Raw genomic sequence first — 26,046 nt, 5'->3', positions numbered from 1 at the left:
GGGCGGCGCGGGGCGGGCGGCGCGGGGCGGGCGGCGGCGGAGCGGGCGGTGCGGGGGCGGGCGGGGGTCGGGGCGGGGTCAGCGCGGCGGAGGGACGGTGGCCGGGCTGCGCAGTGGTGGCAGCAACCGACCCAGCTCGGCCGGGTCCGCCACCGGGCCTGGGAAGGCCAGCCGGACCCGACGCCGGGCACCGGGCCTGCCGAGGGCGACCACCAGCCCGTAACGGTCGATGCGCACCACCCGGGGCGGGCCGTCCGGGGTCTGCTCGGTCAGCCCGAGCTGCCGGCGCAGGTACTCGGTCAGCTCGGCGACGTCGCGCTCGGCGAGGTTGGCCAGCAGCCGCGCCTCGACCGGGTGCACCGGGTCCGGCTCGGCCTCGGCGTACTCCCCCGGGTCGATCCGCCGCACGGTGCCGGCGCGTTCCCAGCGGACCTCGACCACCTCGAACCGGAACAGCCGGAACCGGGTGCCCAGATCGAGCAGGTCGCCGGTCGGCTCCACCGCGGCGAAGTCCACCGCCGCGCTCCGGGCCTCCGCGCCGTGCAGCTCGGCCGCCCAGCCGGAGACCCAGGCCCGGCCGAGCCCCGGGGCGCCGGCCGCGGGCGGCAGGTCCAGCACGTCGAGCACCACCGCGACGTCGGTGTCCCCGGTGGCCGGGCGCAACGCGGCGGCCAGGTTGCTGGCCACCGGCACCAGCAGCAGCACCCGTCCGTCCGGGTCGGTCACGTGCCGGGCGTGGTGCGGGCCCGGCCGGTGGGCCAGGTGGACGAGACCGGGCAGCCGACCGGCGACGAGGGTACGGACGGTCTCGGCGGGACTGGGCCGCATGGCGCGACCTCCTTCGGAGGTTAGGCTTACCTAACCCGGAGCGTAGAGCACCCGGCCAGCGACGTCCACCACAACGGCGCGGAGACCGGTCCGTTACCGGGTCTGCTCCAGCCAGGACGCGTAGAGCAGGCCGTAGACCGAGTCGGCGTCGCGGACCAGCTCGTCGTGCGAGCCGCGCTGCACGATCCGCCCCCGGTCCACCACGATCACCTCGTCGGCGGCCTGCGCCGTGGAGAGCCGGTGCGCGATGGCCAGGGTGGTCCGACCACGGGTGACCGCGTCCAGGGTGCGTTGCAGCCGCACCTCGGTCGCCGGGTCCACCGCGCTGGTCGCCTCGTCCAGCACCAGCAGGTCCGGGTCGGCCACGTACGCCCGGGCCAGCGCGACGAGCTGCCGCTCCCCGACGCTGAGCGCCTCACCGCGCTCGCCGACCGGTGTCGCCAGGCCCGCCGGCAGGCCGTCCAGCCAGTCCGCCAGGCCCAACTCGGTGAACGCCGCGGTGAGCTGCTCATCGGTCAGCTCCGGCCGGGCGAACCGGACATTCTCCCCCACCGTCGCGTCGAAGAGGAACCCGTCCTGCGGCACCATCACCACCCGGGACCGCAGCGAGTCGAATCGGACGTCCGCCAGCGGCACCCCGGACAGCAGCACCGCGCCCGCCGACGGGTCCATCAGACGGGTGAGCAGCTTGGCGAAGGTCGTCTTTCCGCTGCCGGTCTCGCCGACCACCGCCACCCGGCTCTTCGCCGGGATCTCCAGGTCGATGTCGTGCAGCACCGGCGGCCCACCGGGGTAGGCGAACCGCACTCCGGCGAACCGGATGTCCAGCGGCCCGCCCGGCAGGTCCCGCCCCTGCTCACCCGGGTCGGCCACGTCGGGGGCGACATCCAGCACGTCCAGAACCCGCCGCCAGCCCGCGATCGCGTTCTGCGCCTCGTTGAGCACCTCGGTGGCGATCTGCACCGGCTGGATGAAGAGCGTCACCAGGAACAGGAACGCGGTCAGCTGGCCGATCGACAGCGTGCCGTCGACCCCGAGGGTCACCCCGAGCACCACCACGCCGGCCAGCGCCAACCCGGCGGCCAGCTCGCCGACCGAGCTGCCCACGATGCTGATCCGGATCGCCCGCTGCTGCGCCAGGCGCTGAGCGTCGATGGCCTCGTCGAGCCGCCGCGCCGTGCGCCCCGCGATGCCGTACGACCGGATCACCGGCGCGCCCACCACGCTCTCGCCGATCGCGCCGAGCAGGGCGCCGGTGCGCTGCCGCACCGTCGCGTACGCCCCGCCGAGGCGGCGTTGCAGCTGCCGGATCACGAACACGGCCGGCAGGAACGCGGCGAGCACCACCAGGGTCAACTGCCAGGAGTACGCCAGCATCACGATGGTGGTGACCACCAACTGGCCGAGGTTGACCAGCAGGATCACCCCGCCCCACTGGAGGAACTGGGTGATCTGGTCGACGTCGCTGGTCACCCGGGACACCAGCGAGCCGCGGCGCTCCGACTGCTGGTGCAGCATCGACAGGTCGTGCACGTGCCGGAACGCCCTGGTCCGTACGTTGGCCAGCGCCGTCTCGCTGACCGTGAACAGCCGACGCATCATCAGGTAGCCGCAGACCGTGGTCACCGTGAGGATCGCCGCGGTGATCACCACCACCGACCAGACCACATCCAGGTTCAGGCCGCCGATGATGCCCTTGTCGATGCCCTGCTGGACGGCGACCGGCACGGCCACCCGGCCGACCATGTAGACCAGCGCCAGGCCCAGCGTGCCGGCCAGCCCCGTCCGCAGCTCGGGCGAGAGCGCCAATCCTCGGCGCAGCGTCTGCCAGGTCGTCTCTGTTGGCTCCTGCTTGTCCACGCTCACCGGGCCCGCCTTTCGCTCGTGACTGCGGGGCTCCGCTTCGCTGCACTCCTCGCGCTCACCGGTCCACCTCGATTTCCAGACCAGAGGGCAGCGGAGCGACCTCGTCGTCGTACGGACGCTCCTGCGCGCGGTCGACCTCCGCCTGCTCGTAGGCGGTGACCAGGTCGGCGTAGCCGGGCACGGTGGCCAGCAGCTCGGTGTGCGTCCCCCGGGCGACCACCCGCCCCTGCTCCACGTAGATGACCTCGTCGGCCAGCGCGATGGTGGCCCGGCGGTACGCCACCACCATGATCGACGCGGCCGGGACTCCGGGCTCGGCCCCCGAGGAGCGCAGCCCGGCCAGGATGGCCGCCTCCACCCGGGGGTCGACGGCGCTGGTCGCGTCGTCGAGCACCAGCAGGCGCGGCCGGCCGGCCAGCGCGCGGGCCAGGGTCAGTCGCTGCCGCTGCCCGCCGGAGAGCGAGGTGCCCCGCTCGCCGACCATGGTGTCCAGCCCGTCGGGCAGCGCCGCGACGAAACCGTCCGCCTCGGCCAGCCGTAGCGCCGCCCAGACGGCCTCGTCATCGATGCCGGGCCGGTCCAGGGCGATGTTGGCCCGGACGGTGTCGTCGAAGATGAACGGCACCTGGGCGACCAGCGCCACCGTGCCGGCCAGCGACGCGGCGGTCAGCTCACGCACGTCCACCCCGTCCAGCGCGACGGTGCCGAGGTCCGGGTCGACGAGGCGTACCGCCAGCGAGGCGATGGTGGACTTGCCGGCGCCGGTCGGCCCGACCAGGGCCACCGTTCGCCCGGCCGGCACCGTGAAGCCGACCTCGCCGAGCACCTGTGCACCCGGCTGGTGCGCCTCGGCCGGCGGGTAGGAGAAGTGCACGTCGGTGAAGGTGAGCGAGGCCGGGCCCTGCGTGGCCGGGTCGAGCACCCGCTGCCCGTACGGCATCTCGCCGGTGGCGTCGAGCACCCGGCTGACCCGGTCCCAGCCGGCGACGCTGCGCGGCAGCTCGGCCAGCACCCAGCCGATGGCCCGCACCGGAAAGGCCAGCACGGTGAAGAGGAAGGCGACGCTGACCAGCTCGGTGACGCTGATCGCGCCCTGCCGCAGCCGGAACGCGCCGACCACCAGCACCGCGAGGGTGCCGAGGCTGGGCAGCGTCTCCAGCAACGGGTCGAAGACCCCGCGTAGCCGGCCGACCGCGATCAGCGCGTCACGCAGCTCGCCGGCGCGTCCGGCGAAGCGGGCCGTCTCCTGTGCCTCGCGGCCCATCGTCTTGACCACGAGGGCGCCGTCGAAGCTCTCGTGGGCGATGCCGCTGACCTCGGCGCGCAGCCGCTGCGCCCGGGCCTGCCGGGGCGCCATCCGGCGGGAGTAGACCACGTTCAACGCGAAGAGGGCGGGGAAGACCGCCAGGCCGACGAGGGCCAGCGCCCAGTCGGTGACGAACAGCGAGACGATCGCGCCGACCAGCATCACCAGGGTGCCGACCGCGAAGGGCAGCGGCGCGATCGGGTACCAGGCCGCCTCCACGTCGGAGTTGGCGTTGGAGAGCAGCGTGCCGGTGTTGTTGCGGTGGTGCCAGGACAGCGGCAGGTCCAGGTAGCGGCGGGTGACCCGGCGGCGGTAGGCGGCCTGGAGGCGGTACTGCATGTAGCCGGCGCCGAGCCGGCGACCGAAGATGCCGACCACCCGCAGCACACTGATCCCGAACAGCGCGACCGCCGCCAGCGCGAGGGTGCCGGTGGCCACCTCACCGCGGGCGATGGCCGGCACCACCACGTCGCCGACGACCCCGCCGACCACGTACGCGCTGACGATGACCATCGAGCCGAACAGCACACTGCCGACCACCGCGACCGTGAAGATCCGTGGCTGCTCCCGGATCGCCCGCCCGAGGACCCCCATCCCCCGGCCGAGCACATCCCGACTTGTCTTGCTTGCCACGCTCTCCCCCGCCGTAAGCCGCAATTATCTCCCTCATCCTTACTGGTCGGGGCCAGCGTCGCCGACCGGGCGGGATATGTCGACCGTCACGTAACGGGCAGCGGCGAGCGGCGGCGCCGGGCCGGCATCCGCCGTCGCGCGGTTGTCGGCGGCCGGGCCTACGATCGGGCCATGCCGCGGTACGCCCGAGCCGAGCGCGAAGCGCTCGCGGATCTCCTGCTGGCCCTCGGGCCGGACGCGCCGACGATCAACGAGGGCTGGGTGACCCGGGACCTCGCCGCCCACCTGCTGGTGCGGGAGCGCCGGCCGGACGCGGCCAGCGGGCTCCTCCTGCCGCCGCTGCGCGGGTACGCCGAGCGGGTCCGTCTCCGGCTCGCCGCCCGCCCGTACGCGGAGCTGGTGGCGCAGGTACGCCGCCCGCCGGTCTGGAGTCCGGTGAGCAACCCGTTGGCCGACGAGCTGGTCAACACGATGGAGTTCTTCATCCACCACGAGGACGTGCGGCGGGCCGGCCCCGGATGGCGACCGCGCGAGCTGCCGCCGGGCCTGCAGGCCGCGCTCTGGAAGCGGGTCGGTCCGCTGGCCCGGCTGACGCTGCGCCGCTTCCCGGCGGATCTGTACGTGCAGGCCCCCGGGCACGGGGAGATCTCCGTTGGCCGCGGCGGTGAGCCGCTGCGGGTGGTGGGCGCGCCCGCCGAGCTGGCGCTGTTCCTCTCCGGCCGGCAACGGGTGGCCCGGGTGCAGCTGGACGGTCCGGCGGCCGCCGCCCGACAGCTACGGAACGCCAACCTGGGCATGTGACTGTGTGCACTTAATCGGTCGCTGCAAATTGTGGATTGCACCACGCCCAGCGACCCACACCGATCCCTGCTCCCGTACGCTTCACCGCGCCGTTCCGCGCCGGGGCGGCTTGATGTGGGGGCGGACCATGCGAGGTTTCGCAATCTCGGCGCTGCGGGAACCCTCCTTTCCAGGAGGGCGCCATCAGGCTGCCGATCGAGTGGCGAGCGAGAGCATTGAATGGGCGCGCGCGTTCGGGCTGATCGATTCCGGACATCGAGCCCACCGGCTGCAACGGGCGGACGCCGCCGGCCTGGCCGGCCGGGCCTATCCGGACGGCCCGGTGGACGGGCTGCGGCTGCTCACTGACCTGATCTCCTGGCTCTTCGTGATGGACGACGCGTGCGACGAGGACGGCCTCGGTGCCGATCCGGGCCGGCTGGCGCCGGCGATCGGGGGCCTGCTCGACGTGCTCGACCGGTGCGGCAGCCCGGTCAGCCCGCCGCCGACCGGCAGCGGCCCGCTCGGCGAGGCGCTGCACGACCTCTGCCGCCGGACCCGGGCGCAGGGCCGGCCGGCCCTGCTGCTCCAGTTCGTCAGCCAGGTACGGGAGTACCTGCTGGCGTTGCTCTGGGAGGCGGCCAACCGGGAGCGGCGGCGGGTGCCCGAGGTGGCGGAGTACGTGCAGATGCGGCGGCACACCGGCGCCGTGCACGCCTGCCTCACCCTGACCGAGTTGGCGTTCAAGGAGCCACCCGAGCCGGCCCGGGACGCCGAGCCGGCGTTGGTGGCCCTGGACCTGCTGGCGGTGGACCTGGTCTGCTGGTGCAACGACGTCTTCTCCTACGGCAAGGAGAGTCGGGTCGCGCCGGACGCGCACAACCTGGTGACGGTGATCGCCCAGGAGAGCGGCACGGACGAGGCGGGCGCGCTGCGGGCGGCGGCGGAACGGTTCAACCAGGGTCTGACGGCGTACCTGGCCGCGGAGGACGCGCTGCTGGCCAGCGGGATCGACGGGCTGCGCCCGGCACTCGCCGCCCGGCGCAACTGGGTCCGGGCCACCTACGAATGGTCACTGGTCGCCGCCCGATACGCCTGATCCGATCCTCGTAGGTGGCGGGACGGGCCCGTCGGACGATCACCAGGGGCTAGCCGATGCCCGGTGCCACGCAATACTCTTCGGTAACCACTATGACGTGATGACCGTCACGCCACCACCCCCGAAGGCGGCTACAGCGATGGCTCTCGATGTACCGTACCGCTCCATCCCGGACATGTTCCTCAAGCGCGTGGCGGCCACCCCCGACCAGCACGCGTTCGCGTCCCCGGCCCCCGACGACTCGGGGCCCGTCTGGCTGACCTGGGCCCAGGTCGGCCAGCGCGCCAAGGCGGTCGCCGCCGGCCTGCACGGCCTGGGCGTCGGCCAGGAGGACCCGGTCGCGATCATCGCCAACACCCGGTTGGACTGGGTGGTCGCCGACCTCGGCATCATGTGCGCCGGCGGCGCGACCACCACCGTTTACCCGACCACCGAGCCGGCGGACGCGACGTTCATCATCGCCGACTCCGCGTCGAAGGTGCTGTTCGCGGAAAATCCGGCCCAGGCTGCCAAGATCGCCGGTGCCGAGTTGCCGGCACTGACCCACGTGGTGCTCCTCGACGGTGCCACCGACCCGTCCGCCGCCATCCCCCAACTCACCCTGGCAGAGCTGGAGGAGCGGGGCACCCGGACGTTGGCCACCGAGCCGGACCTGATCGACATGCTCGTGGCCGGCATCGGCCCGGATCACCTGGCCACCCTGATCTACACCTCCGGCACCACCGGCCAACCCAAGGGCGTCGAGCTGCTGCACGGCGGCTGGTGCTGGGAGGCCGTGGCGCAGGCCGAGGTCGGGCTGCTGCGCGACGACGACCTGCAGTACCTGTGGCTGCCGCTGGCCCACTCGTTCGGCAAGACGCTGCTCTGCGGTGCCATCCACGTCGGCCTGCCCACCTACGTCGACGGGCGGGTGGACAAGCTGGTCGACCTGCTCTCGGTGATCCGGCCGACGCTGATGTGCGGCGCTCCCCGGGTCTTCGAGAAGGTCTACAACCGCGCGGTGACCACCGCGCAGGGTGCCGGCGGCGCGAAGGCGAAGATCTTCGGCTGGGGCGTCCGGGTCGGCAAGGAGAAGGTCGCCCTGGAGCAGGCCGGCAAGCCGGTGCCGGCCGGGCTGAAGCTGCGCTACGGGTTGGCCGAGAAGCTGGTGTTCAGCAAGCTCCAGGCCCGCCTGGGCGGCCGGATGCGGGTGCTGGTCTCCGGCGCCGCTCCACTCAGCCCGGAGATCGCCACCTTCTTCGCCGCCGCCAACCTGCCGATCTCCGAGGGCTACGGCCTGACCGAGACCAGCGCCGGCAACTTCGTCAACCCGCCTTCGGGGCTGCGGATCGGCACGGTGGGCCGGGCGATGGGCGACCTGGAGTGCAAGATCGACACCGACGGGGAGATCCTGGTCCGCGGCCGGCCGGTCATGCGCGGCTACCACAACCTGCCGCAGGAGACCGCCGCCGCGTTCACCGAGGACGGCTTCTTCCGCACCGGTGACATCGGCAGCCTCGACGAGCAGGGCTACCTGCGCATCACCGACCGCAAGAAGGACCTGGTCAAGACCTCGGGCGGCAAGTACATCGCGCCGTCGCACATCGAGGGGATGTTCAAGGCGATCTGCCCGTACACCTCGCAGGCGGTCGTGGTCGGTCAGGCCCGCAACTTCTGCACGATGCTGGTCACCCTCGACCCGGACGCGATCCGGGGTTGGGTGGCCGGCGGTCCACTGGAGGGCCGCGACTACGCCGCCATCGTCGCCTCGCCGGAGGCCCTGGCGATGGTCGAGGAGTACGTCGCCCAGCTCAACGCCAAGCTCAACCGCTGGGAGACCATCAAGAAGGTGGCCATCCTGCCGCGCGACCTGACCATCGAGGACGGCGAGATCACGCCGTCGTTGAAGATCAAGCGGCGCGGCGTGGAGAGCAACTTCGCCGCCGAGATCGACAAGATGTACGCCGGCTCCCTCGCCGAGATCTGAGCCGACCGCCGGTGGTCCCGCGCCCACCCGGGCACGGGGCCACCGGCGTCTTCGCTCCTGCTACCCGACGGACCTCAGGCGATGACGGCGGGCTCCCGCCACCGCTGGCGGCCGGTGCGGTCCAGGTCGTAGCGGACCGCGGCGATCCGCCCGACCGCCTCCACCAGGTCGGCGGCGGGCAGCGTGAACGGCAGCCGCAGGAAGCGCTCCAGGGTGCCGTCCAGGCCGAAGCGGGGGCCGGGCGCCAGCCGGACGCCGACCTCCTCCGCGGCCCGGGCCAGCGCGCTGGAGACCGGGCCGTCCAGCTCGGCCCAGAGCGTCACGCCGCCCCGCGGTACGGTCACCCGCCAGTCCGGCAGCCGATGCGCGACCGCGTCGAGCAGTGCGTCGCGCTGCGCGGCGAGCTGGACGCGGCGGTCCGCGACGATTGCCTCCGCGTCGGCGAGCAGGTGCACCGCGACCAGTTGGTCCAGCACCGGGCTGGCCATGTCCACGCCGACCCGGACGGCGGCCAGCCGCTGCACCTGCGGCGCCGAGGCGCGCACCCAGCCGATCCGGAGGCCGCCCCAGTACGGCTTGCTCATCCCGCCGATCGACACGACCCGCGAGTGCCGGTCGAAGGTGGCCGTGGGCGGGGGCAGCTCGGTGCCGTCCAGTGGCAGGTCCACGAAGGACTCGTCGACGATCAGGTCGGTGCCGACGGCGTGGGCGGCGGCCACCACCCGCTCACGCAGCGACGCCGGCATCAGGTGCCCGGTCGGGTTCTGGAACTCCGGGATGAGGTAGGCCAGCATGGGCCGGGTCTGCCGCAGGCTGCCCAGCAACAGGTCGGATTCCCAACCGCCGGCGTCGGCGGCCAGGCCGTGGGTGGTGATCCGGGCTCGTCGGCCGGCCAGCGCGGCGAGGGCGTTGGGGTAGGTCGGCGACTCGACCAGCACGCTGCCACCGGGGGTCAGTGCGAGCCGTAGCACCAGATCCAACGCGTGCTGGGTGCCGCTGGTGACCATGATCTGGTCGGCCGAGGTGGGCAGGCCCCGGGCGGCGTACCCGGCGGCGACCGCCTCGCGCAGCTCGATGATGCCGGTCGGGTGGTAGCCGGCTCCACCCAGGTAGCGGGGCAGGTCCTCGGCAGCGGCCCGAGCGGCCGTCAGCAGTTGCGGCGGGGCGGCCAGCGCGGCGACGCCGAGGTCGATCATCTCGCGGTCGTCCAGCGGGGTCCACAGGCCGGTGCTGGCCACCCGGTGGTTGCCGGGCAGCATGGTCCAGCTGCCGGCGCCGCGACGACTGGCGAGGTGGCCGGTCTCGCGCAACTGCCGGTACGAGGCGGTGACCGTGGTGCGGCTGATCCGCAGCGCCTCGGCCAGTTCCCGTTCGGCCGGCAGGCGGACGCCCAGCGGCAACCGACCGTCGGCGAGCAGCCCTCGTACCGCGCCGGCCAGCGCGGCGTAGTCGGGACTGCGGCGGCGGCCGGGGAGGGCATGCCACTGCCCGAGCAGGCGGGCCAATTGGACGCCGCGCACCTCACCCGCCATGGCCACTCCTCCGATATTGGCTTCTTCCTCCGGGAGGATTGGCCCTTAGGGTGGCACGCATGGCACTGATTGGCAATCTGCGGCACCGGCCGGCGCGACGGCTGGCCCAGCTCTACGCCGGGCTCGCCCTGTACGGGATCAGCATGGCCCTCATGGTCCGCTCCGACCTCGGCCTCGACCCGTGGGACGTGTTCCACCAGGGGCTGTCCAAGCTGACCGGGCTCACCATCGGCACCGTCACCATCGTGGTCGGCGCGCTGGTGCTGCTGCTCTGGATCCCGCTGCGGCAGCGGCCCGGCCTCGGCACGGTCAGCAACGTGGTGGTGATTGGTCTGGTGGTGGACGCGACGCTGGCCCTGATGCCGGCCGGCGGCCCGCTCGGCGTCCGGATCGTGCTGCTGGTCACCGGCATCGTCGCCAATGGCGCCGCGACCGCCCTCTACATCGGCGCCCGGCTGGGCCCCGGCCCGCGCGACGGACTGATGACCGGCTTCGTGGCCCGCCACCCCCGCTGGTCGATCCGGCTGGTGCGCACGCTCATCGAGGTCACCGTGCTCGGGCTCGGCTGGCTGCTCGGTGGCACGGTCGGTGTCGGCACCGTCGCGTACGCGCTGGCCATCGGTCCGCTGGCGCAGCTCTTCATGCCCCTGGTCGCGGTGCCCGACGCGGAAGCCTCCGCGACCGATCCGGAGACCCGCGCGGCCGGCTCCGAGGGCACCGGACGCGGGTCGGAGGGCGGCACCCCGGGGCCCATCGCGCCGCCGGCTCCGGCCGGCTGACCGCTCACCAACCGTCCGCCGACCGGCACTCCGTGGTGGTACAGAACGCAGGATGGTGGGGAGGTGTTCCCTTCCGCGTCGCTCGCCGTCATCATCTCTTCATGGGGGAGAACGGATGGCGCCGGACGGACGCCTGGATCTTCGTGTCGCTGGTCATCGCGAGCGGCGACGGACGGCACCGCAGGGCCGCGGCGAGCCGCCGGCCAGAGGGGGTACGCCTGACCGACGTGCTCTCCACAGCGGACCACCTCAACCGGGCGATTCCGCAGCGGCACGAGGTCGAGATCGCGGTCCGACGGCTGGTCGGTGCGGGGTTGGTCAGCGTCGCCGACGGCTGGTTCCGGATCACCGACGAGGGCGAACGACTCTGGCGCAGCCGACCCAGCGCCGGGCTGGCCACCACAGTGGACACGGTCCAGGGCGTCCTGGGCCGCCGGCACGCGCCGGGCAGCGCCGAGTGGAGCCTGGACGAGGCCGACCACGCGGCGGCCGTCCAGGAGTACGCGGTCCGCTCGATTCCCACGCCCCGGCGTTCACCGGAGGGCCACTCCGGCGGGCGCTGATCGGGGTCAGCGCACCGGGTGACCGCTACGGCGCAGCGCGTCCTTGACCTCGGCCACGGTCAGCTCGCCGAAGTGGAAGACGCTGGCGGCGAGCACCGCGTCCGCGCCGGCGCCGATCGCGGGTGGGAAGTGGGCCACCTCGCCGGCACCGCCGCTGGCCACCACCGGCACCTCCACCACGGCCCGCACCGCGCCGATCAGCGCGAGGTCGAAGCCCGCCTTGGTGCCGTCGGCGTCCATCGAGTTGAGCAGGATCTCCCCCGCGCCCAGCTCGGCGCCCCGCTGCGCCCAGTCCACCGCGTCGATCCCGGTGCCACGCCGGCCGCCGTGTGTGGTGACCTCGAAGCCGCTGGGCGTGGTGCCGGCCGGTGCGCGGCGTACGTCGAGGGAGAGCACCAGCACCTGCCGGCCGAACCGGTCGGCGATCTCGGCGATCAACTCCGGCCGGGCGATGGCGGCGGTGTTCACGCCGACCTTGTCCGCGCCGGCGCGCAGCAGCGTGTCGACGTCGGCGACCTGGCGGACCCCACCGCCGACGGTCAGCGGGATGAACACCGACTCGGCCGTGCGGCGGACCACGTCGAGCATGGTGCCCCGGTCACTGGAGGACGCGGTGACGTCGAGGAAGGTCAGCTCGTCCGCGCCAGCCCGGTCGTAGGCGGCGGCCAGCTCCACCGGGTCACCGGCGTCGCGCAGGTCGAGGAAGTTGACCCCCTTGACCACCCGCCCGGCGTCCACGTCCAGACAGGGGATCACCCGCACCGCCACCGACATGCCGCGAGCCTATCCTTTCGCGAAACGACGATGGCCGGCCACGTGGCCGGCCATCGTGCGTGTCCTTGCTCAGACCCGGACGAGCATCTTGCCCAGGTTTTCGCCCCGCAGTACCCCGAGGAACGCCGCCGGGGCGTTCTCGATGCCGTCGATGACCGTCTCGTCGTAGGAGAGCCGGCCGTCGCTCAGCCAGCCGGCGACGTCGCGGACCAGCGCGTCGCGCACGTTGTTGTGGTCGTTGACCAGGAAGCCGCGCAGGGTCAGCCGCTTGCCGATGACCGACGACAGGTTGCGCGGCGCCGCCGGCGCCTCGGTCGCGTTGTACTGCGCGATCATGCCGCAGATGGCGATCCGACCGTGCAGGTTCATCGCCGAGATCGCGGCCTCCAGGTGATCGCCGCCCACGTTGTCGAAGTAGACGTCGACGCCGTCCGGGGCGGCCGCCTTCAGCGAGTCGCGCACCGACCCGTCGTGGTAGTCGAAGGCCGCGTCGAAGCCCAGCGCCCGCAGCCGCTCGACCTTCGCCGCCGAACCGGCGCTGCCGATCACCCGACCGGCACCCTTGAGCTTGGCGATCTGGCCGACCAGGCTGCCCACCGCACCGGCCGCGGCCGAGACGAAGACCGTCTCGCCAGGCTTCATGGCGGCGACCTCCAGCAGCCCGGCGTACGCGGTCTGCCCGGGCATGCCGAGCACGCCGAGGTACGCGCTGACCGGTGCGACGCTCGGGTCGACCTTGCGGGCGGAGGTGGCGTTGAGCAGCGCGTACTCGCGCCAACCCAGCCCGTGCAGCACGGTGTCGCCCACGCTGACGCCCTCGGCCTCGCTGGCCACCACCTCGCCGACCGCGCCGCCGTCGAGCGGTGCGTCGAGCGCGAACGGCGGCACGTACGACTTGGCGTCGTTCATCCGCCCACGCATGTACGGGTCGACCGACATGTACTGGTTGCGCACCACGATCTGGCCCGGGCCGGGCGTCGGGACGTCGGTCTCGACGAGCCGGAAATTCTCCTCGGTGGGCCAACCCTGGGGGCGGCTGGCCAGGTGGATCTCACGGTTGCTGGTCACGGGATGGTCGTCCTCTCGTCCGCGGTCGGGGGCTGGCTGGACGACGTCACGCCGCCTGGGTCTCGCGGACGGTCAGCGCCACGTCGATGTTGCCGCGGGTGGCGTTCGAGTACGGGCAGACCTGGTGGGCCTGCTCGACCAACTGCTCGGCGGCGTCCCGGGGCACGGCGGGCAGGTCGACGACGAGCTGGACGGTGAGCCCGAACCCGCCGCTGCCGTTCGGGCCGATGCCCACCTCGGCGGCGACGACCGAGCCGGTCACGTCGGCCTTCGCCCGCCGCGCCACCAGCCGCAGCGCGCCGTGGAAGCAGGCCGCGTAGCCGGCGGCGAAGAGCTGCTCGGGGTTCGCCGCGCCACCGGCGCCACCCATCTCCTTGGGCACGGCAAGGTCGAGGGTGAACGTGCCGTCGGAGGTCTCGACGTGGCCGTCCCGGCCGTCGCCGCTGGCCGTGGCGGATGCGGTGTAGAGGACCTGCATGGTGGTCACTGCTCCTTCTGTCGGTGGATGGTGTCGGTGACCCGGGTGAGGGTGTCGCGCAACGCGATCAGGTCGGCGGTGCCCAGCCCGGTGGCCCGGGCGATCTGCATGGGGACCTCGTCCACCTGCTGCCGTAGCGCCCGGCCCTGCTCGGTGAGGCCCACCTCGACCCGCCGCTCGTCGCGCGCCGACCGCCGCCGCACCACCAGGCCCGCCCCCTCCAGCCGCTTGAGCAGCGGAGAGAGCGTGCCGGAATCCAGCCGCAGATCGGCGCCCAGCTCGGAGACCGTGGGGGCGTCGTCGGGGCGCTCCCAGAGCACCAGCAGCACCAGGTACTGCGGGTAGGTCAGCCCGAACTCCTCGAGGATCGGCCGGTAGACGTCGGTCAGGGCGCGCGACGCGGCGTAGAGCGCGAAGCACACCTGCCGGCGCAGCACCAGGTCATCGGTCACCGGTGAACCGTAGCCCACAATTCAATTGTGCACAACTTATCTGGCCAGAACCGCGCCCAGGACGGCGAACAGCCGCCCTCAGCGATCGCCGAGGTACGCCTCCAGCTCCACCTCGACCAGATGCTCCGGGTCCAGCAGGCCGGCGACCACCACCAGGGTCGCCACCGGCCGGACGGCGCCGAAGATGGCGTTGTGCGCCCGGCCCACCTCGTCGGCGTGCAGCCGATCGGTCACGTACATCCGGGTCCGGACCACATCGCCCGGCACCGCACCCACCTCCGCGAGCGCGGCCAGCCCGATCCGCAGTGCCTGCGCGGTCTGCGCGGCGGCATCCCCGACATGCACCACCCGGCCATCCACCGTGGCCGTACAACCGGCCGTCCAGGCGAGGTCACCGGCCCGGACCACCCGGGAGTAGCCGAACCGCTGCTCCCACGGCCCGCCCGAGCCGAGTCGCGTGGTCGTCACACCTCGGCCAGAGTCCGCAGCGCCTCGGCCACCGTGAAGGCGCCCGCGTAGAGGGCCTTACCGGCGATCACGCCCTCCACCCCGACCGACTCCAGGCTGGCCAACGCCCGCAGGTCGTCCAGCGTGGACACACCGCCGGAGGCGATCACCGGCGCGTCGGTACGGGCGCACACCTCGCGCAGCAGGTCCAGGTTCGGCCCACGCATCGTGCCGTCCTTGGTGATGTCGGTGACCACGTACCGGCTGGCGCCCGCCTTGTCCAGCCGCTCCAGCACCTCGTACAGGTCACCGCCGTCGCGGGTCCAGCCCCGCGCGGAGAGGGTACGACCACGCACGTCCAGCCCGATGGCGACCCGGTCGCCGTACTCCCCCACCACCCGGTCGCACCAGACCGGGTCCTCCAGGGCCGCCGTGCCGATGTTCACCCGGGCCGCGCCGGTGCCCAGCGCCGCGCGCAGCGACTCGTCATCGCGGATGCCGCCCGAGAGCTCCACCTTCACGTCGAGCTGACGCACCACCTCGGCGAGCAGGTGCGCGTTGGTGCCCCGGCCGAACGCCGCGTCCAGGTCGACCAGGTGGATCCACTCGGCGCCGTCGGTCTGCCAGGCGAGCGCGGCGTCCAGCGGATCGCCGTAGATGCTCTCGCTTCCGACGGCGCCCTGCACGAGCCGGACGGCCCGGCCGTCGGCGACGTCCACGGCGGGTAAGAGGGTGAGGCTCAAAGTCTTCTCCTCGATCAGGTACGACGGTCCAGGGCGATCACGACGATCGCCGGCAGTACGAGCAGCAGCAGGACGATCAGCGCGATCCGCAACGCCAGGTCGTCGACGAACGTCCAGATCAGGATCATCGCCGCCCCGGTGAGCAGCACGATCGCGGCCCGCTCGCCGCGGGTGTGCCGGGCCAGCCGGCCCGACCGACCCCGCCGCAGCTGTGGTGTCAACGTACGGACCAGGGCCCGGCGGCGTTGCCGGCGGGCCACCCGGCGCTGCCGGACCGCCCGCTCCCGGGCCTGCTCCGCCTCGCGTTCGGCCCGACGGCGGGCGCGCTCGCGGCTCACTGTGGCCCCCGCCCACCGGGCACGGGGCGACGACGCTCAGCCACCGCTGGGGAGCGTGGCGAGCCAGTTGCGCAGCAGCGCGGCACCGGTGTCGGCGGACTTCTCCGGATGGAACTGGGCCGCCGAGAGCGGACCGCGCTCCACCGCGGCGACGAAGTCACTCTCGTGGTGGGCCGTGGTCACCGTGGCACCCGCGGCGGCCAGCGCGGCCGGCTCACCCATCGCGTACGAGTGGACGAAATAGTAGCGGCTCGTCACCGGCAGGCCGGCGAAGAGCACCGACGCCTCCGGCGCCCGGACCGTGTTCCAGCCCATGTGCGGCAACCGGGTGGCGGCCAGCCGGGTCACTCCGCCGGGCAGCAGACCGAGCCCCTTGGTCACCACGCCGTGCTCGTCGCCGTGCTCGAAGAGCACCTGCATGCCCACGCAGATGCCGAGCACCGGCCGACCGGCGGCGACCCGCTCCGCGATCACCGGGCCGGCGCCGAGCGCGTCGATCCCGGCCATGCACGCGGCGAACGCACCCACCCCGGGCACCACCAGACCATCGGCGTCGGCCGCGGCGGAGAGGTCGTCGGTCACCCGGACGTCGGCCCCGGCGGCGGCCAACGCCCGCTCCGCCGACCGCAGGTTGCCCGAGCCGTAGTCGAGCACCACGACGCCGCTCACGAGCCCACCGTCGGGATCAGCCAGAGCACCCCGCCGACGGTGGCCAGCACGGCCAGCAGGCCGGTGACCACCACCGCGCCCCGGGGGGCGTCCTGCCGGTACAACGACCAGGCCCCACCCACCAGCACACCGGCCAGGATCAGCAGCAACGTCGGCAGCGCCGCCCCCATCAGAGCGCACCCTTGGTGCTGGGGATCGCGCCCGCCGCCCGCGGGTCGATCGCGGTGGCCTCGCGCAGCGCCCGGGAGACCGCCTTGAACTGCGCCTCCACCACGTGGTGCGCGTCCGGGTGGCCGCCCGGCCGGGCAGCCCGCAGCACGTCGACGTGCAGGGTGATCCGGGCCGCCTGGCCGAAGGACTCCCAGATGTGCCGGGTCATGCTGGTCGGGTACACCGGCCCGATGTACGGCGCCAGCGCCGGCTCGTCGTGCACCACGTACGGCCGGCCGGACAGGTCCACCGCGGCCCGGACCAGCACCTCGTCCATCGGGACCGTCGCCGAGCCGTACCGTCGGATGCCGGCCTTGTCGCCCAGCGCCTGGTCGAACGCGGCACCCAGGGCGAGCGCGGTGTCCTCCATGGTGTGGTGCGCGTCGATCTCCAGGTCACCCACGGTGCGCACGGTCAGGTCGTAGCCGCCGTGCCGGGCGATCTGGTGCAGCATGTGGTCGTAGAAGCCGACGCCGGTGCTGATCTCGGCGGTGCCGGTGCCGTCGAGGTCGATCTCGACGAGGACCTTGGTCTCCTTGGTGATCCGCTCCACCCGGGCGGTCCGGCTCATTGCTCACCTCTCGGCAGTCTCTGCATCGCGACAAGGAAGGCATCGGTCTCGGCGGGGGTGCCGGCGGTGACCCGCAGCCAGCCGGGCAGGCCCACGTCGCGGACCAGCACCCCCTGCGCCAGCAGGGCGCGCCACGCGTCGGCCTGGTCCCCGTCGTCGACGGCGAAGAGCACGAAGTTGGCGTCGCTGTCGGCGACCCGCAACCCGCGCTCGCGCAACGTCGCCACGATCCGGTCCCGCTGCACCATGATCGCGCTCACCGTACCGAGCAGGGCGTCGCGGTGGGCCAGCGCGGCGCGCGCGGCGGCCTGGGTGAGCGCGGAGAGGTGGTACGGCAGACGCACCAACTGCACCGCCTGCACCACCGCCGGGTCCGCCGCCAGGTAGCCCAACCGTCCGCCCGCGAAGCCGAACGCCTTGCTCATCGTCCGGGTCACCACCAGCCGAGGGTGCCCGGGCAGCACGGCGAGGGCGCTGACCGTGCCGGGTCGGGCGAACTCGGCGTACGCCTCGTCGACCACCACCATGCCGGGCGCGGCGTCGAGCACCGCGGCGACCACCGCCGGATCCAACGCCGTGCCGGTGGGGTTGTTCGGCGAGCACAGGAAGACCACGTCGGGCCGGTGCTCACGGACCTGGGCCACCGCCTCGTCGGCGGTCAGCCCGAAGTCGACACCGCGCCGGGCCGGCACCCACCGGGTGCCGGTGCCGAGCGCCAGCAGCGGGTGCATCGAGTACGCCGGCACGAAGCCCAACGCGCTGCGACCCGGACCCCCGAACGCCTGGAGCAACTGCTGCTGGATCTCGTTGGAGCCGTTGGCCGCCCACACCTGCTCGACGGTCAGCCCGTGCCCCAGATATCCGGCCAGGTCGGCGCGGAGCGCCACCGCGTCCCGGTCCGGGTAGCGGTTCAGCTCGCGCAGCTCGGCCGCGAGCGCCTTGCCGATCGCCTCCACCACCGGCTCCGGCACCGGGTAGGAGTTCTCGTTGGTGTTGAGCCGCACCGGCACGTCCAGCTGCGGCGCCCCGTACGGCGACAGCCCGCGCAGGTCGTCGCGGATCGGCAGGTCGTCGAGACTGCTCATGCCGCCGGCCCGCCCCCGGGGAAGCGGGCCTGGACGGCCTGGCCGTGTGCCGGCAGGTCCTCCACGGTGGCCAGGGTGACCACGTGGGGGGCCACCTCGCGCAGCGCCGCCTCGGTGTACTCGATCAGGTGCACGCCACGCAGGAAGGACTGCACGGACAGCCCGGAGGAGTGCCGGGCGCAACCGCCGGTGGGCAGCACGTGGTTGGAGCCGGCGCAGTAGTCGCCGAGCGACACCGGCGACCAGGCGCCCACGAAGATCGCCCCGGCGTTGCGGACCCGCAGCGCCCACTCCCGGGCGTCGGCCGTCTGGATCTCCAGGTGCTCGGCCGCGTACGCGTCGACCACCCCCAGCCCGGCCTCGAGGTCGTCGACCAGGACCACGCCACTCTGCTCGCCGGTCAACGCGGTGGTCACCCGATCGGTGTGCTTGGTCGCCGGCACCTGCCGGGCCAGCTCCCGCTCGACCGCCTCGACCAGCGCCACCGACGGGGTGACGAGCACGCTCGCGGCGAGCGGGTCGTGCTCGGCCTGGCTGATCAGGTCGGCGGCCACGTGCGCCGGGTCGGCCGTGTCGTCGGCCAGGATCGCGATCTCGGTCGGGCCGGCCTCGGCGTCGATGCCGACCACGCCGCGCAGCAGCCGCTTGGCGGCGGTCACCCAGATATTGCCCGGGCCGGTGATCAGGTCGACCGGCGCACAGCGCGCCTCGCCCGCCGGGTCCACCGCCGCGCCGTACGCCAGCATCGCCACCGCCTGGGCGCCGCCCACGGCGTACACCTCGTCGACGCCGAGCAGCGCGCACGCGGCGAGCACCCGGGCGTCGGGCAGGCCGCCGTTGTCCTTCTGCGGCGGGCTGACCACCACCAGCGAGCGCACCCCGGCCGCCTGGGCCGGCACCACGTTCATCACCACGGTCGACGGGTACATCGCCAGCCCACCAGGGACGTAGAGACCGACCCGGTCGACCGGCAGCCACCGCTCGGTGACCGTGCCGCCGGGCACCACCTGGGTGGTGTGCTCGGTGCGACGTTGGTCGGCGTGGACCCGCCGGGCCCGGGCGATCGACTCCAGCAGCGCGGCGCGCACATCCGGGTCGAGCACCCCCTCGGCCTCGGTGATCGCCTCGACCGGCACCCGCAGCACCTCCGGAGAGATGCCGTCGAACCGCTCGCTGGCCTCCCGGATCGCCGGGTACCCATGCTCCCGGACCGCCTCCACCAGAGGGCGGATCCGCTCGACGGCCACCGACACGTCAAGCTGGGCTCGGGGCAGCAGGCGGCGCGGGTCACCGAGACCATTGCGCAGGTCGATCCGATTCAGCACCCTTGCGAGTCTAGGCGGCCGGTCCGCAGCCCATCCGCGCCGCCCATCCGACGGGACGGTGAGCCGGGCCACGCCGACCCGCGCGCAATTGACTAGGCTCGACCACGTGACCGCACGGCTGCCGGTGTTTCCGCTCGCAACAGTGCTCTTTCCCGGGTTGGTGCTGCCACTGCACATCTTCGAGGAGCGCTACCGGGCCCTGGTCCGGCACCTGGTCGGCCTGCCCGAGGGGGCCCCACGCGAGTTCGGCGTGGTGGCCATCCAGGCCGGCTGGGAGGTGGCGCCGACCGGCCCCGGTGGCCGGCCCACGCCCAGCGTCGGCGCCGTCACCCTGCACGAGGTGGGCTGCACCGCCGAGCTGCGCCAGGTGACCGAGCTGGCCGACGGTGGCTTCGACATCGTCACGGTCGGCCGACGCCGCTTCCGGGTCACCGAGGTGGACGAGCGCTCCGAGCCCTACCTGACGGCCGAGGTCGAGTGGCTGCCCGAGCCGGGCGGGCCGGACGACATGGCCGACCTGCTGGCGGCCCGGGTGATCGCGGTGTTCCGGCAATACCTGGGCCTGATCCGGTCCGACCCGGAGGAGATCTCCGAGCAGCTTCCGGAGGACCCGACCGTGCTCTCCCATCTGGTGGCGGCGACCGCGGCGCTCACCGTCGACGACCGGCAACGGCTGCTGGCGATCGACGACACCGCGGCCCGGCTCCGCGCCGAGCTGCGGCTGCTCAATCGCGAGGCGGCCCTGCTGCGCCAGGTGCGGGCGGTTCCGGTGCCGCTGGCGGAGCTGGCGTCCCCGCCGACGCCCAACTGAACGCGGCCGGGTCGGGCTCCGGCTCCGGCCGCAGCGACGGCCAGCGCGACCAACCCGCCAGCAGGGTGTACATGAGCGCGGCACCGAACGCCGGCAGCAGCAGGTTGCCGTGCGGCACCGGCAGCACGCCGAGCACCCAGTCGACCCCGCCTGCCCGCAGGTCGGCGGGTTTGGTGAAGGCTCGGCCGGCCGGAGCGGTGGCCAGCAGCCGGTCGAAGGTGGCCACCCCGACCCGCCGCCCGACCTGCCAGGCCACCGGCGCGGCGGCCAGCGCGCCCAGCACCGCGGCGGTCAGCCCGACCGGGCCGCGCCGTTGGCGCAGCACGAACCACAGGACGAGCGCCGCGAGCACCCCGAAGGCGAACCCGAGCAGGCTGAACCAGCCGTCCGCCGCGATCGGCTGCTCCGGCTGCGTGTCGGCGTAGATCGCCCCTTCCGGGGTCTTGAGCACCGGCGTGGCCGGGGCCAGCGCGGCCCACAGCAGCCCGAGCGGCGCACCCAGCACGGCCAGCACGAGCACGGTGCCGACCAGGATCGCCGCGATCCGCGCGGGACGGCGCGGCGGCGCGGCGGGTCCGTACACCGGCGGCCAGGCGCCCGGGCTCTGCTCCGCCGCCGGGTACACCGACGCCGGGGGTGAGGACGGCACGTCACCAGTGGGCGCGGGCCGGTCGGGTTCGGGGCTGTCGGGGTTCACCCGATGATCCTCTCAGCTCGCCGACCGGGCCGTGCACGGTCACCGGGCGAACGGCTCCACCATCACCGACGCGGCGCGCAGCCACGCGTGGCGGGTCTCCTGCTGAAGCTGGTGATACTCGATCGACGACCCGGTCTCCAGCGCCGGGTCGTACGGCACGACGGCCACCGCGCGGGTGCGGGTGGCGAAGTGCCGCTCCAGGTCGTCCTGCAGCGCCGAGCGGCCCGGGGTCGGGCAGGAGATCAGGGTGATGGCGTTGTCGGCCAGCTCACCCATGCCCTCCTCGTGCAGCAGGTCGAGCATCCAGTCGGCGCTGAACGCCGCGTCCTCACGGGGCACGGTGGTCACCACGAGTTGGTCGGCGGCCTGCATCACGGTGCGCCAGTTGGCGCTCTCCACGTTGTTGCCGGTGTCCACGCAGACGACGTCGTGGGTCCGCCGCAGCAACTCCAGCACCCGCCGGACGGTGAACTGGTCCAGGCGCTGGGCGAAGCGCGGGCTCTCCTCGCCGGCCAACACGTCGTACGAGCCGTCGGAGGCGTGCCGCAGGTAGTCGTCCAGCCGGTCCAGCAGGGGCTCGCCGTCCAGGATCTCGATCTGCGCCAGCTCGGTGATCAGGTGACGGATGGTCCGAGCGTGCCGGGCGCTGCCGGCGCGCAGCCCGAGGGTGCCGCGCAGCTCGTTGTCGTCCCAGGCCAGCACGCCCCGCCCGCGCACACTGCCGACGGTGGCCGCGGCGAGCACGGTCGCGGTGGTCTTGTGCACCCCGCCCTTGGGGTTGGCGAACGCGAACACCCGGGGGGTGCCCAGGTCCTTTCGGAGCACCGCGGTGGCCCGCTCCAGCTCCGCGTCGGCGCTCTGCGGGCGCCACTCGACGCGCGCCGGGTAGCCGCGCTCGGCGAGCGCGGAGCTGACCGGCGGGGCGACCGGCGGCGGCGCGATGGGCGGGGGCGGCGCGACGGGCGGAACGGGCGGGGGCTGCGGCACCGCCGTCGGTGCCACCGCCGGGTAACCGGTCTCCGGCTGGTAGCCGGTCTCCAGCAACGCGTACCGGGATTCGGCCGGCGGGTTGCCGCCCCGGTAGACGTTGTCCAGCAGCGCGTAGCGCGACTCGACCGGCTCGGCCCGGCGCGGCGGCGGTTCCGGATCCGCCCGGTACGTCGGCTCGGGGCGATAGCTCGGGTCGGGCCGGTAGCCCGGCTCGGCGCGATAATCCGGCTCGGCCCGGTACGCCGGCTCGGCGCGATAGTCGGGCTCCGCCCGGTACGCCGGCTCGGCGCGATAGTCCGGCTCCGCCCGGTACGCCGGCTCGGCGCGATAGTCCGGCTCCGCCCGGTACGCCGGCTCGGCGCGATAGTCCGGCTCCGCCCGGTAGGCGGGATCGACCCGGTAGCTCGCCTCGGCCCGGTAACCCGGCTCCGCACCGTACGACAGCTCAGCGGGATGCCCGACGGCCTGCGCCCGCCCGGCGAAGCCGTTGGAGCCCGCGCGTCGCGGCAGTGGATCCGGCGGTGGTTCGTCGGCGTGGCGGTCAGGTTCGGCCTGGTCAGCGCCACGGCCACCGAGCCGCGCGCGGTCGAGCAGCGCCCGCCACCGCGGTGCTGGTTCGGCCGGGCGGCCCCAGCCGGTCTCACTGCCCTCCACGGCCCGCCCTCCCAGCGCCATCGATCTCCGTCTGCAAGGCTACGAACGGAACCCTATTCGGAACCAGGGCACGCACACCACCCGGGGCAGATCACGACGGGGTGGGCGCCAGCGGCCCGGTGCCGGTGGCGTCGGGCGAGGTGGCGGCGCTCGGCGGGGTCAGCCCGGTGGGCTCCGCCGAGGACTGCTCGGGTGACGGCACCGTCACGACCGGTGCGGGTTCCGACGATTCGCCCATCGACGGCGTGGGCATCGGCGTGGCGGGTGTCGACTCGTCGCGCCCGTCCCGCGTCGGCTCCGGGCTCGGCTCGGTGTCGGCCGGCGGGCGGACCACGTCGTCCTGCTCGGGCAGCGGCGGCGTGAAGACCGTCCGGTCCAGCCGGTACACCTCGGGGGCGGGGTCGACCGCTCGCACGCCCGGCCGAGCGGCCACGCCGCGCAGCACCCCCGGCGCGGCCCGCACCACGGCCGCATAGACGCAGGCGCAGCCGGCGCGGTACGCCGCCGCCTCGGCCGCCGCCACGTCCGCCCCGCTGGCGTAGCGCTGGCGCAGCTCCCGCTCTTCGGCCCCGCCGCCGGTGACCGCGGCGGCCTTGGCCCGGTAGTCGACGGCCTCGGTGTCCTTGCGGGCAGCCACCTGCGCCATCCCGGCGACCACGTCGTCCGGCACCCGCAGCGCGGGAATCTTGACGATCTCGGTCTGCCGGCCGGGCAGCGGCACCCGGCCGAACACCTCCGAGACCGACACGTCGCCGAGCGCCGCCGCCAGTCGCTGCGGCGGCAGGTACGCCTGGAGCGTGACCAGGGCGTAGGTGCCGTCCCCGCCGACCGGGGTCGTCGTGGGCAGCGCGGCCAGGTCGGCCGCGGCGGCCTGCAGGTAGCCGGGGACGGAGTCGCCGTCGACCACCCCGACCCGGGTCACCTCGCCCACTGTCCGATCACCGACTGGAGGCTCGTCGACAGCCCAGATCGCGGTGCCCAGCACCGCCGCCGAGGAGAACAGGGCGGCCCAGGTGAGCACCCCGGGACGCGCCGACCGGTTGTCACCCAGCCGGCCCACGGCCCGGGTCAGCGGCGGCAGCAGTCGTTGGTCCAACTGCCGCAGCAGGTCGCCGGCGCGCACGGGCGGGATCCCCTCGTCGGATCGGTGTCGGTCGGTCGCCGCTCAGTCCCGCAGGATCTGGAGCGCGTGGTTCAGGTCGTCAGGGTAGTCGCTGACGAACTTAACCTCGTCCCCCGTTCGGGGGTGCAGGAAACTCAACTCGCGTGCGTGCAGCCACTGTCGGGCCAGCCCGAGCCGGGCCGAGAGGGTGGGATCCGCGCCGTAGGTGAGGTCACCCACACACGGGTGCCGCAGCGTGGAGAAGTGCACCCGGATCTGGTGGGTCCGGCCGGTCTCCAGCCGGACGTCGACCAGGCTGGCCGCCGGGAAGGCCTCCAGCGTGTCGTAGTGGGTGATGCTCGGCTTGCCACCGGAGACCACGGCCCAGCGGTAGTCGTGGGTGGGGTGCCGGTCGATCGGGGCGTCGACGGTGCCCCGCAGCGGGTCGAGGTGCCCCTGCACCACCGCGTGGTAGCCCTTGTCCACTTCGCGGTACTTGAAGGCCCTCTTCAGCGCGGTGTACGCGTGCTCGCTCTTGGCCACCGCCATGATTCCGGTGGTGCCCACGTCGAGCCGGTGCACCACGCCCTGCCGTTCGGCCGCGCCACTGGTGGAGATGCGGTGCCCGATCGCCGCGAGCGCGCCGATCACGGTCGGGCCGGTCCAGCCGGGGCTGGGGTGCGCGGCCACACCGACCGGCTTGTCCACCACGACGATGTCGTCGTCGGCGTACACCACCCGCAGGCCGGGCACCGCCTGCGGCACCACGGTCGGCGGTGCGACCGGAGCGGGCAGCGTGACGTCCAGCCAGGAGCCGGCCTTGACCTTGTGCGAGTTGGGCCGGGCGGTGCCGTCGACCACCGCGTCACCGGCGTCGACCAGGGCGGCGGCGGCGGTGCGGGAGAGCCCGAACAGGCGGGACACCGCCTGGTCGAGCCGCATGCCGTCGAGGCCGTCCGGCACGGGGAGGGAACGGTGGTCGCCGCCAGCGGCGAACGCGGAGGTCATGCCCGCTCCCGCTGGTCGGCGGCCTGCGTGGCGGTCGCGTCGGCCGGGTCACCGTCGCGACCGGCCCGCCGGCCGTCACGCTGGCGGCCGGTCAACTCCAGCAGTACGGCCAGCAGCACGCCGCTGACCAGCGAGCTGTCGGCCAGGTTGAACACCGGCCAGACCTGCCCGTACGGGTCGAAGAGGCTGATCATGTCGACCACGTGCCCGTGGAAGGGCGAGGGTGCCCGGAAGATCCGGTCCGTGAGGTTGCCCAGCGCACCGCCGAGCACCAGGCCCAGGGAGATCGCCCAGGGCAGCGAGCGCAGCCGCAGCGCCATCCAGACGATCCACCCGACCACCCCGATCGTGATCAGCGGGAACACCCAGGTGTGGTCCGAGCCGATGCTCCACGCCGCACCGCTGTTGCGGGTGAGGCTGAAGTAGACCAGCCCGCCGAGCAGCCGGACCGGCTCGCGATCGGTCAACGTGGCCAGCGCGAGGTGCTTGGTGGCCAGGTCGGCCAGCAGGGACACCAGGGCCACTCCGGCGAGGATCCCGACGGCCCGGGGCCGGGGTTTACCGCCGACCGGGTCGGTGCGGCCAGGTTCGGCGGACGGTGCTGCGGTCATGCGCTCCCCATCGACAGTCTCGGCGGTGATCGCTCACCGTCTCATCGCCCGCCGGGGAGCGAATTCAGCGCCGCTCCGCCAGCTGCTTGCACGTCACGCACAGGGTGGCCGACGGGAAGGCGGCGAGGCGCTCGACCGGGATCGGGTTGCCGCACCGCTCGCACCAGCCATAACCACCCTCGTCAAGACGCTCCAACGCGCGCTCGACCTGCGTGATCCGTTCCAGAATGCTGTTGGCGAGAGAGATCTCCTGCTCCCGCTCGAACGTCTTGGTCCCGGTATCGGCCTGGTCGTCCCCGGCCGAGTCGGTCAGCCGATCGCGCTGCAGCTCGGTGATCTCGCTCAGCGTCTGATCGTACTCGGCGCGAAGCTCGTCCCGCCGCGCCGCCAGCGCCGCCCGGATCTTCTCAGTCTCCGCCGCGCTGCGGGTGGCCTTGGCCGCCGGCTTGCGGCCGGCGGTCCTGGTCTCGGCTGGCTTCGCCATGAGTCGCTCCCTCGGGCGCGGAACCGCGGTGGTCCGCGGCACCTGGACAGGGGACACCGACGAAGGCATCCCCTTGGTACGAAAAGGGGCGTACGGCAACGAGGGCCGCACACTCCGGAGGTTGGCAAGAATACGGAACGTACAGGCGTCCGACAACGTGCCGCACCGTCGCACCGC

General features: G+C 73.6%; 28 protein-coding genes. 6 read left to right on the top strand and 22 right to left on the bottom strand.

The window, feature by feature from the left end; all coding sequences use genetic code 11:
* Positions 1-78 precede the first annotated feature (78 nt).
* The 3 genes from V6V47_RS28945 to V6V47_RS28935 all read right to left on the bottom strand — a co-directional run bounded on the left by V6V47_RS28945 (position 79) and on the right by V6V47_RS28935 (position 4,633).
* Entirely contained in the window at positions 79-828 is a 750-nt protein-coding gene (locus V6V47_RS28945) for a DUF2470 domain-containing protein (RefSeq protein ID WP_334631584.1), read from the bottom strand.
* 93 nt (positions 829-921) lie between these two features.
* Positions 922-2,694 (bottom strand): ABC transporter ATP-binding protein, encoded by a 1,773-nt coding sequence (locus tag V6V47_RS28940; RefSeq protein WP_334631583.1) that lies wholly within the window; start codon positions 2,692-2,694, stop codon positions 922-924.
* Between the two features lie 55 nt (positions 2,695-2,749).
* Positions 2,750-4,633, bottom strand: a complete 1,884-nt coding sequence (locus V6V47_RS28935) for an ABC transporter ATP-binding protein (protein ID WP_334631581.1) — start codon at positions 4,631-4,633, stop codon at positions 2,750-2,752.
* A gap of 171 nt (positions 4,634-4,804) precedes the next feature.
* Here V6V47_RS28935 and V6V47_RS28930 point away from each other — a divergent pair, with 171 nt between their 5' ends.
* The 3 genes from V6V47_RS28930 to V6V47_RS28920 all read left to right on the top strand — a co-directional run bounded on the left by V6V47_RS28930 (position 4,805) and on the right by V6V47_RS28920 (position 8,478).
* Positions 4,805-5,434 carry a TIGR03085 family metal-binding protein gene (locus V6V47_RS28930; protein WP_334631580.1) on the top strand — a complete coding sequence of 210 codons (630 nt, stop codon included), beginning with the start codon at positions 4,805-4,807 and terminating at the stop codon, positions 5,432-5,434.
* Positions 5,435-5,633: 199 nt separating this feature from the next.
* Positions 5,634-6,512 carry a terpene synthase family protein gene (locus V6V47_RS28925; RefSeq protein ID WP_334631579.1) on the top strand — a complete coding sequence of 293 codons (879 nt, stop codon included), beginning with the start codon at positions 5,634-5,636 and terminating at the stop codon, positions 6,510-6,512.
* 139 nt (positions 6,513-6,651) lie between these two features.
* Positions 6,652-8,478, top strand: a complete 1,827-nt coding sequence (locus V6V47_RS28920) for an AMP-dependent synthetase/ligase (protein ID WP_334631578.1) — start codon at positions 6,652-6,654, stop codon at positions 8,476-8,478.
* 74 nt (positions 8,479-8,552) lie between these two features.
* Here V6V47_RS28920 and yczR read toward each other — a convergent pair whose 3' ends face one another.
* Positions 8,553-10,010, bottom strand: coding sequence for a MocR-like transcription factor YczR (gene yczR / locus V6V47_RS28915; protein ID WP_334631577.1), 1,458 nt, complete (start codon positions 10,008-10,010; stop codon positions 8,553-8,555).
* A 59-nt stretch (positions 10,011-10,069) separates the two neighbouring features.
* Here yczR and yczE point away from each other — a divergent pair, with 59 nt between their 5' ends.
* Both yczE and V6V47_RS28905 read left to right on the top strand, forming a co-directional pair.
* Positions 10,070-10,789: a membrane protein YczE gene (gene yczE, locus V6V47_RS28910; RefSeq protein WP_334631574.1), complete on the top strand. Its 720-nt coding sequence runs from the start codon at positions 10,070-10,072 to the stop codon at positions 10,787-10,789.
* 101 nt (positions 10,790-10,890) lie between these two features.
* The gene (locus V6V47_RS28905; protein ID WP_334631571.1) at positions 10,891-11,352 is read left to right on the top strand and encodes a hypothetical protein; all 462 of its coding nucleotides are present in this window, start codon (positions 10,891-10,893) and stop codon (positions 11,350-11,352) included.
* 6 nt (positions 11,353-11,358) lie between these two features.
* Here V6V47_RS28905 and hisF read toward each other — a convergent pair whose 3' ends face one another.
* The 12 genes from hisF to hisD form a co-directional block, all read right to left on the bottom strand.
* Positions 11,359-12,126: an imidazole glycerol phosphate synthase subunit HisF gene (hisF, locus tag V6V47_RS28900; RefSeq protein WP_334631569.1), complete on the bottom strand. Its 768-nt coding sequence runs from the start codon at positions 12,124-12,126 to the stop codon at positions 11,359-11,361.
* Between the two features lie 69 nt (positions 12,127-12,195).
* Positions 12,196-13,194, bottom strand: a complete 999-nt coding sequence (locus V6V47_RS28895) for an NADP-dependent oxidoreductase (RefSeq protein WP_334631567.1) — start codon at positions 13,192-13,194, stop codon at positions 12,196-12,198.
* Positions 13,195-13,240: 46 nt separating this feature from the next.
* Positions 13,241-13,672 carry an organic hydroperoxide resistance protein gene (locus V6V47_RS28890; RefSeq protein WP_334631589.1) on the bottom strand — a complete coding sequence of 144 codons (432 nt, stop codon included), beginning with the start codon at positions 13,670-13,672 and terminating at the stop codon, positions 13,241-13,243.
* A gap of 5 nt (positions 13,673-13,677) precedes the next feature.
* Positions 13,678-14,124 (bottom strand): MarR family winged helix-turn-helix transcriptional regulator, encoded by a 447-nt coding sequence (locus V6V47_RS28885; protein ID WP_334631566.1) that lies wholly within the window; start codon positions 14,122-14,124, stop codon positions 13,678-13,680.
* A 78-nt stretch (positions 14,125-14,202) separates the two neighbouring features.
* The gene (locus tag V6V47_RS28880) at positions 14,203-14,592 is read right to left on the bottom strand and encodes a RidA family protein (RefSeq protein ID WP_334631565.1); all 390 of its coding nucleotides are present in this window, start codon (positions 14,590-14,592) and stop codon (positions 14,203-14,205) included.
* The gene (priA, locus tag V6V47_RS28875) at positions 14,589-15,314 is read right to left on the bottom strand and encodes a bifunctional 1-(5-phosphoribosyl)-5-((5-phosphoribosylamino)methylideneamino)imidazole-4-carboxamide isomerase/phosphoribosylanthranilate isomerase PriA (protein WP_334631563.1); all 726 of its coding nucleotides are present in this window, start codon (positions 15,312-15,314) and stop codon (positions 14,589-14,591) included. Before priA ends, V6V47_RS28880 begins: the two co-directional genes overlap by 4 nt.
* A 14-nt stretch (positions 15,315-15,328) precedes the next feature.
* A complete protein-coding gene (locus V6V47_RS28870; RefSeq protein ID WP_334631561.1) occupies positions 15,329-15,652 on the bottom strand; it encodes a hypothetical protein in 324 nt (107 codons plus the stop codon).
* 36 nt (positions 15,653-15,688) lie between these two features.
* Entirely contained in the window at positions 15,689-16,321 is a 633-nt protein-coding gene (hisH, locus tag V6V47_RS28865; RefSeq protein WP_334631559.1) for an imidazole glycerol phosphate synthase subunit HisH, read from the bottom strand.
* The gene (locus V6V47_RS28860) at positions 16,318-16,491 is read right to left on the bottom strand and encodes a hypothetical protein (RefSeq protein ID WP_334631557.1); all 174 of its coding nucleotides are present in this window, start codon (positions 16,489-16,491) and stop codon (positions 16,318-16,320) included. The genes hisH and V6V47_RS28860 overlap by 4 nt, the downstream gene beginning before the upstream one ends.
* On the bottom strand, positions 16,491-17,102 hold the full coding sequence (gene hisB / locus V6V47_RS28855; RefSeq protein WP_109820540.1) for an imidazoleglycerol-phosphate dehydratase HisB: 612 nt from the start codon (positions 17,100-17,102) through the stop codon (positions 16,491-16,493). The genes V6V47_RS28860 and hisB overlap by 1 nt, the downstream gene beginning before the upstream one ends.
* A complete protein-coding gene (locus V6V47_RS28850) occupies positions 17,099-18,187 on the bottom strand; it encodes a histidinol-phosphate transaminase (RefSeq protein WP_334631553.1) in 1,089 nt (362 codons plus the stop codon). The genes hisB and V6V47_RS28850 overlap by 4 nt, the downstream gene beginning before the upstream one ends.
* Entirely contained in the window at positions 18,184-19,512 is a 1,329-nt protein-coding gene (gene hisD / locus V6V47_RS28845) for a histidinol dehydrogenase (protein WP_334631552.1), read from the bottom strand. Before hisD ends, V6V47_RS28850 begins: the two co-directional genes overlap by 4 nt.
* Before the next feature lie 106 nt (positions 19,513-19,618).
* On the opposite strand from hisD, the gene V6V47_RS28840 reads away from it, so the two are divergent.
* A complete protein-coding gene (locus V6V47_RS28840; RefSeq protein WP_334631551.1) occupies positions 19,619-20,323 on the top strand; it encodes an LON peptidase substrate-binding domain-containing protein in 705 nt (234 codons plus the stop codon).
* On the opposite strand, the gene V6V47_RS28835 is transcribed toward V6V47_RS28840, so the two are convergent.
* The 6 genes from V6V47_RS28835 to V6V47_RS28810 all read right to left on the bottom strand — a co-directional run bounded on the left by V6V47_RS28835 (position 20,238) and on the right by V6V47_RS28810 (position 25,869).
* Entirely contained in the window at positions 20,238-21,020 is a 783-nt protein-coding gene (locus V6V47_RS28835; protein ID WP_334631550.1) for a DUF2567 domain-containing protein, read from the bottom strand. The genes V6V47_RS28840 and V6V47_RS28835 overlap by 86 nt on opposite strands.
* 39 nt (positions 21,021-21,059) lie before the next feature.
* The gene (locus tag V6V47_RS28830) at positions 21,060-22,685 is read right to left on the bottom strand and encodes a MinD/ParA family ATP-binding protein (protein ID WP_334631549.1); all 1,626 of its coding nucleotides are present in this window, start codon (positions 22,683-22,685) and stop codon (positions 21,060-21,062) included.
* Positions 22,686-22,755: 70 nt separating this feature from the next.
* Positions 22,756-23,787 carry a hypothetical protein gene (locus tag V6V47_RS28825; RefSeq protein WP_334631548.1) on the bottom strand — a complete coding sequence of 344 codons (1,032 nt, stop codon included), beginning with the start codon at positions 23,785-23,787 and terminating at the stop codon, positions 22,756-22,758.
* 42 nt (positions 23,788-23,829) lie between these two features.
* Positions 23,830-24,774, bottom strand: a complete 945-nt coding sequence (locus V6V47_RS28820; protein ID WP_334631547.1) for an RluA family pseudouridine synthase — start codon at positions 24,772-24,774, stop codon at positions 23,830-23,832.
* Positions 24,771-25,385 (bottom strand): signal peptidase II, encoded by a 615-nt coding sequence (lspA, locus tag V6V47_RS28815; RefSeq protein ID WP_334631545.1) that lies wholly within the window; start codon positions 25,383-25,385, stop codon positions 24,771-24,773. The genes V6V47_RS28820 and lspA overlap by 4 nt, the downstream gene beginning before the upstream one ends.
* Before the next feature lie 64 nt (positions 25,386-25,449).
* Complete coding sequence (locus tag V6V47_RS28810; protein ID WP_334631544.1) at positions 25,450-25,869, bottom strand: TraR/DksA family transcriptional regulator; 420 nt, start codon at positions 25,867-25,869, stop codon at positions 25,450-25,452.
* Between the last annotated feature and the right edge of the window lie 177 nt (positions 25,870-26,046).

Origin of the sequence: Micromonospora sp. CPCC 205539 (assembly GCF_036906815.1) — a bacterium.
GTDB lineage: Bacteria > Actinomycetota > Actinomycetes > Mycobacteriales > Micromonosporaceae > Micromonospora.
Note: the sequence above shows the minus strand (reverse complement) of the source record. Positions and strands in the feature narration are given on the sequence as shown.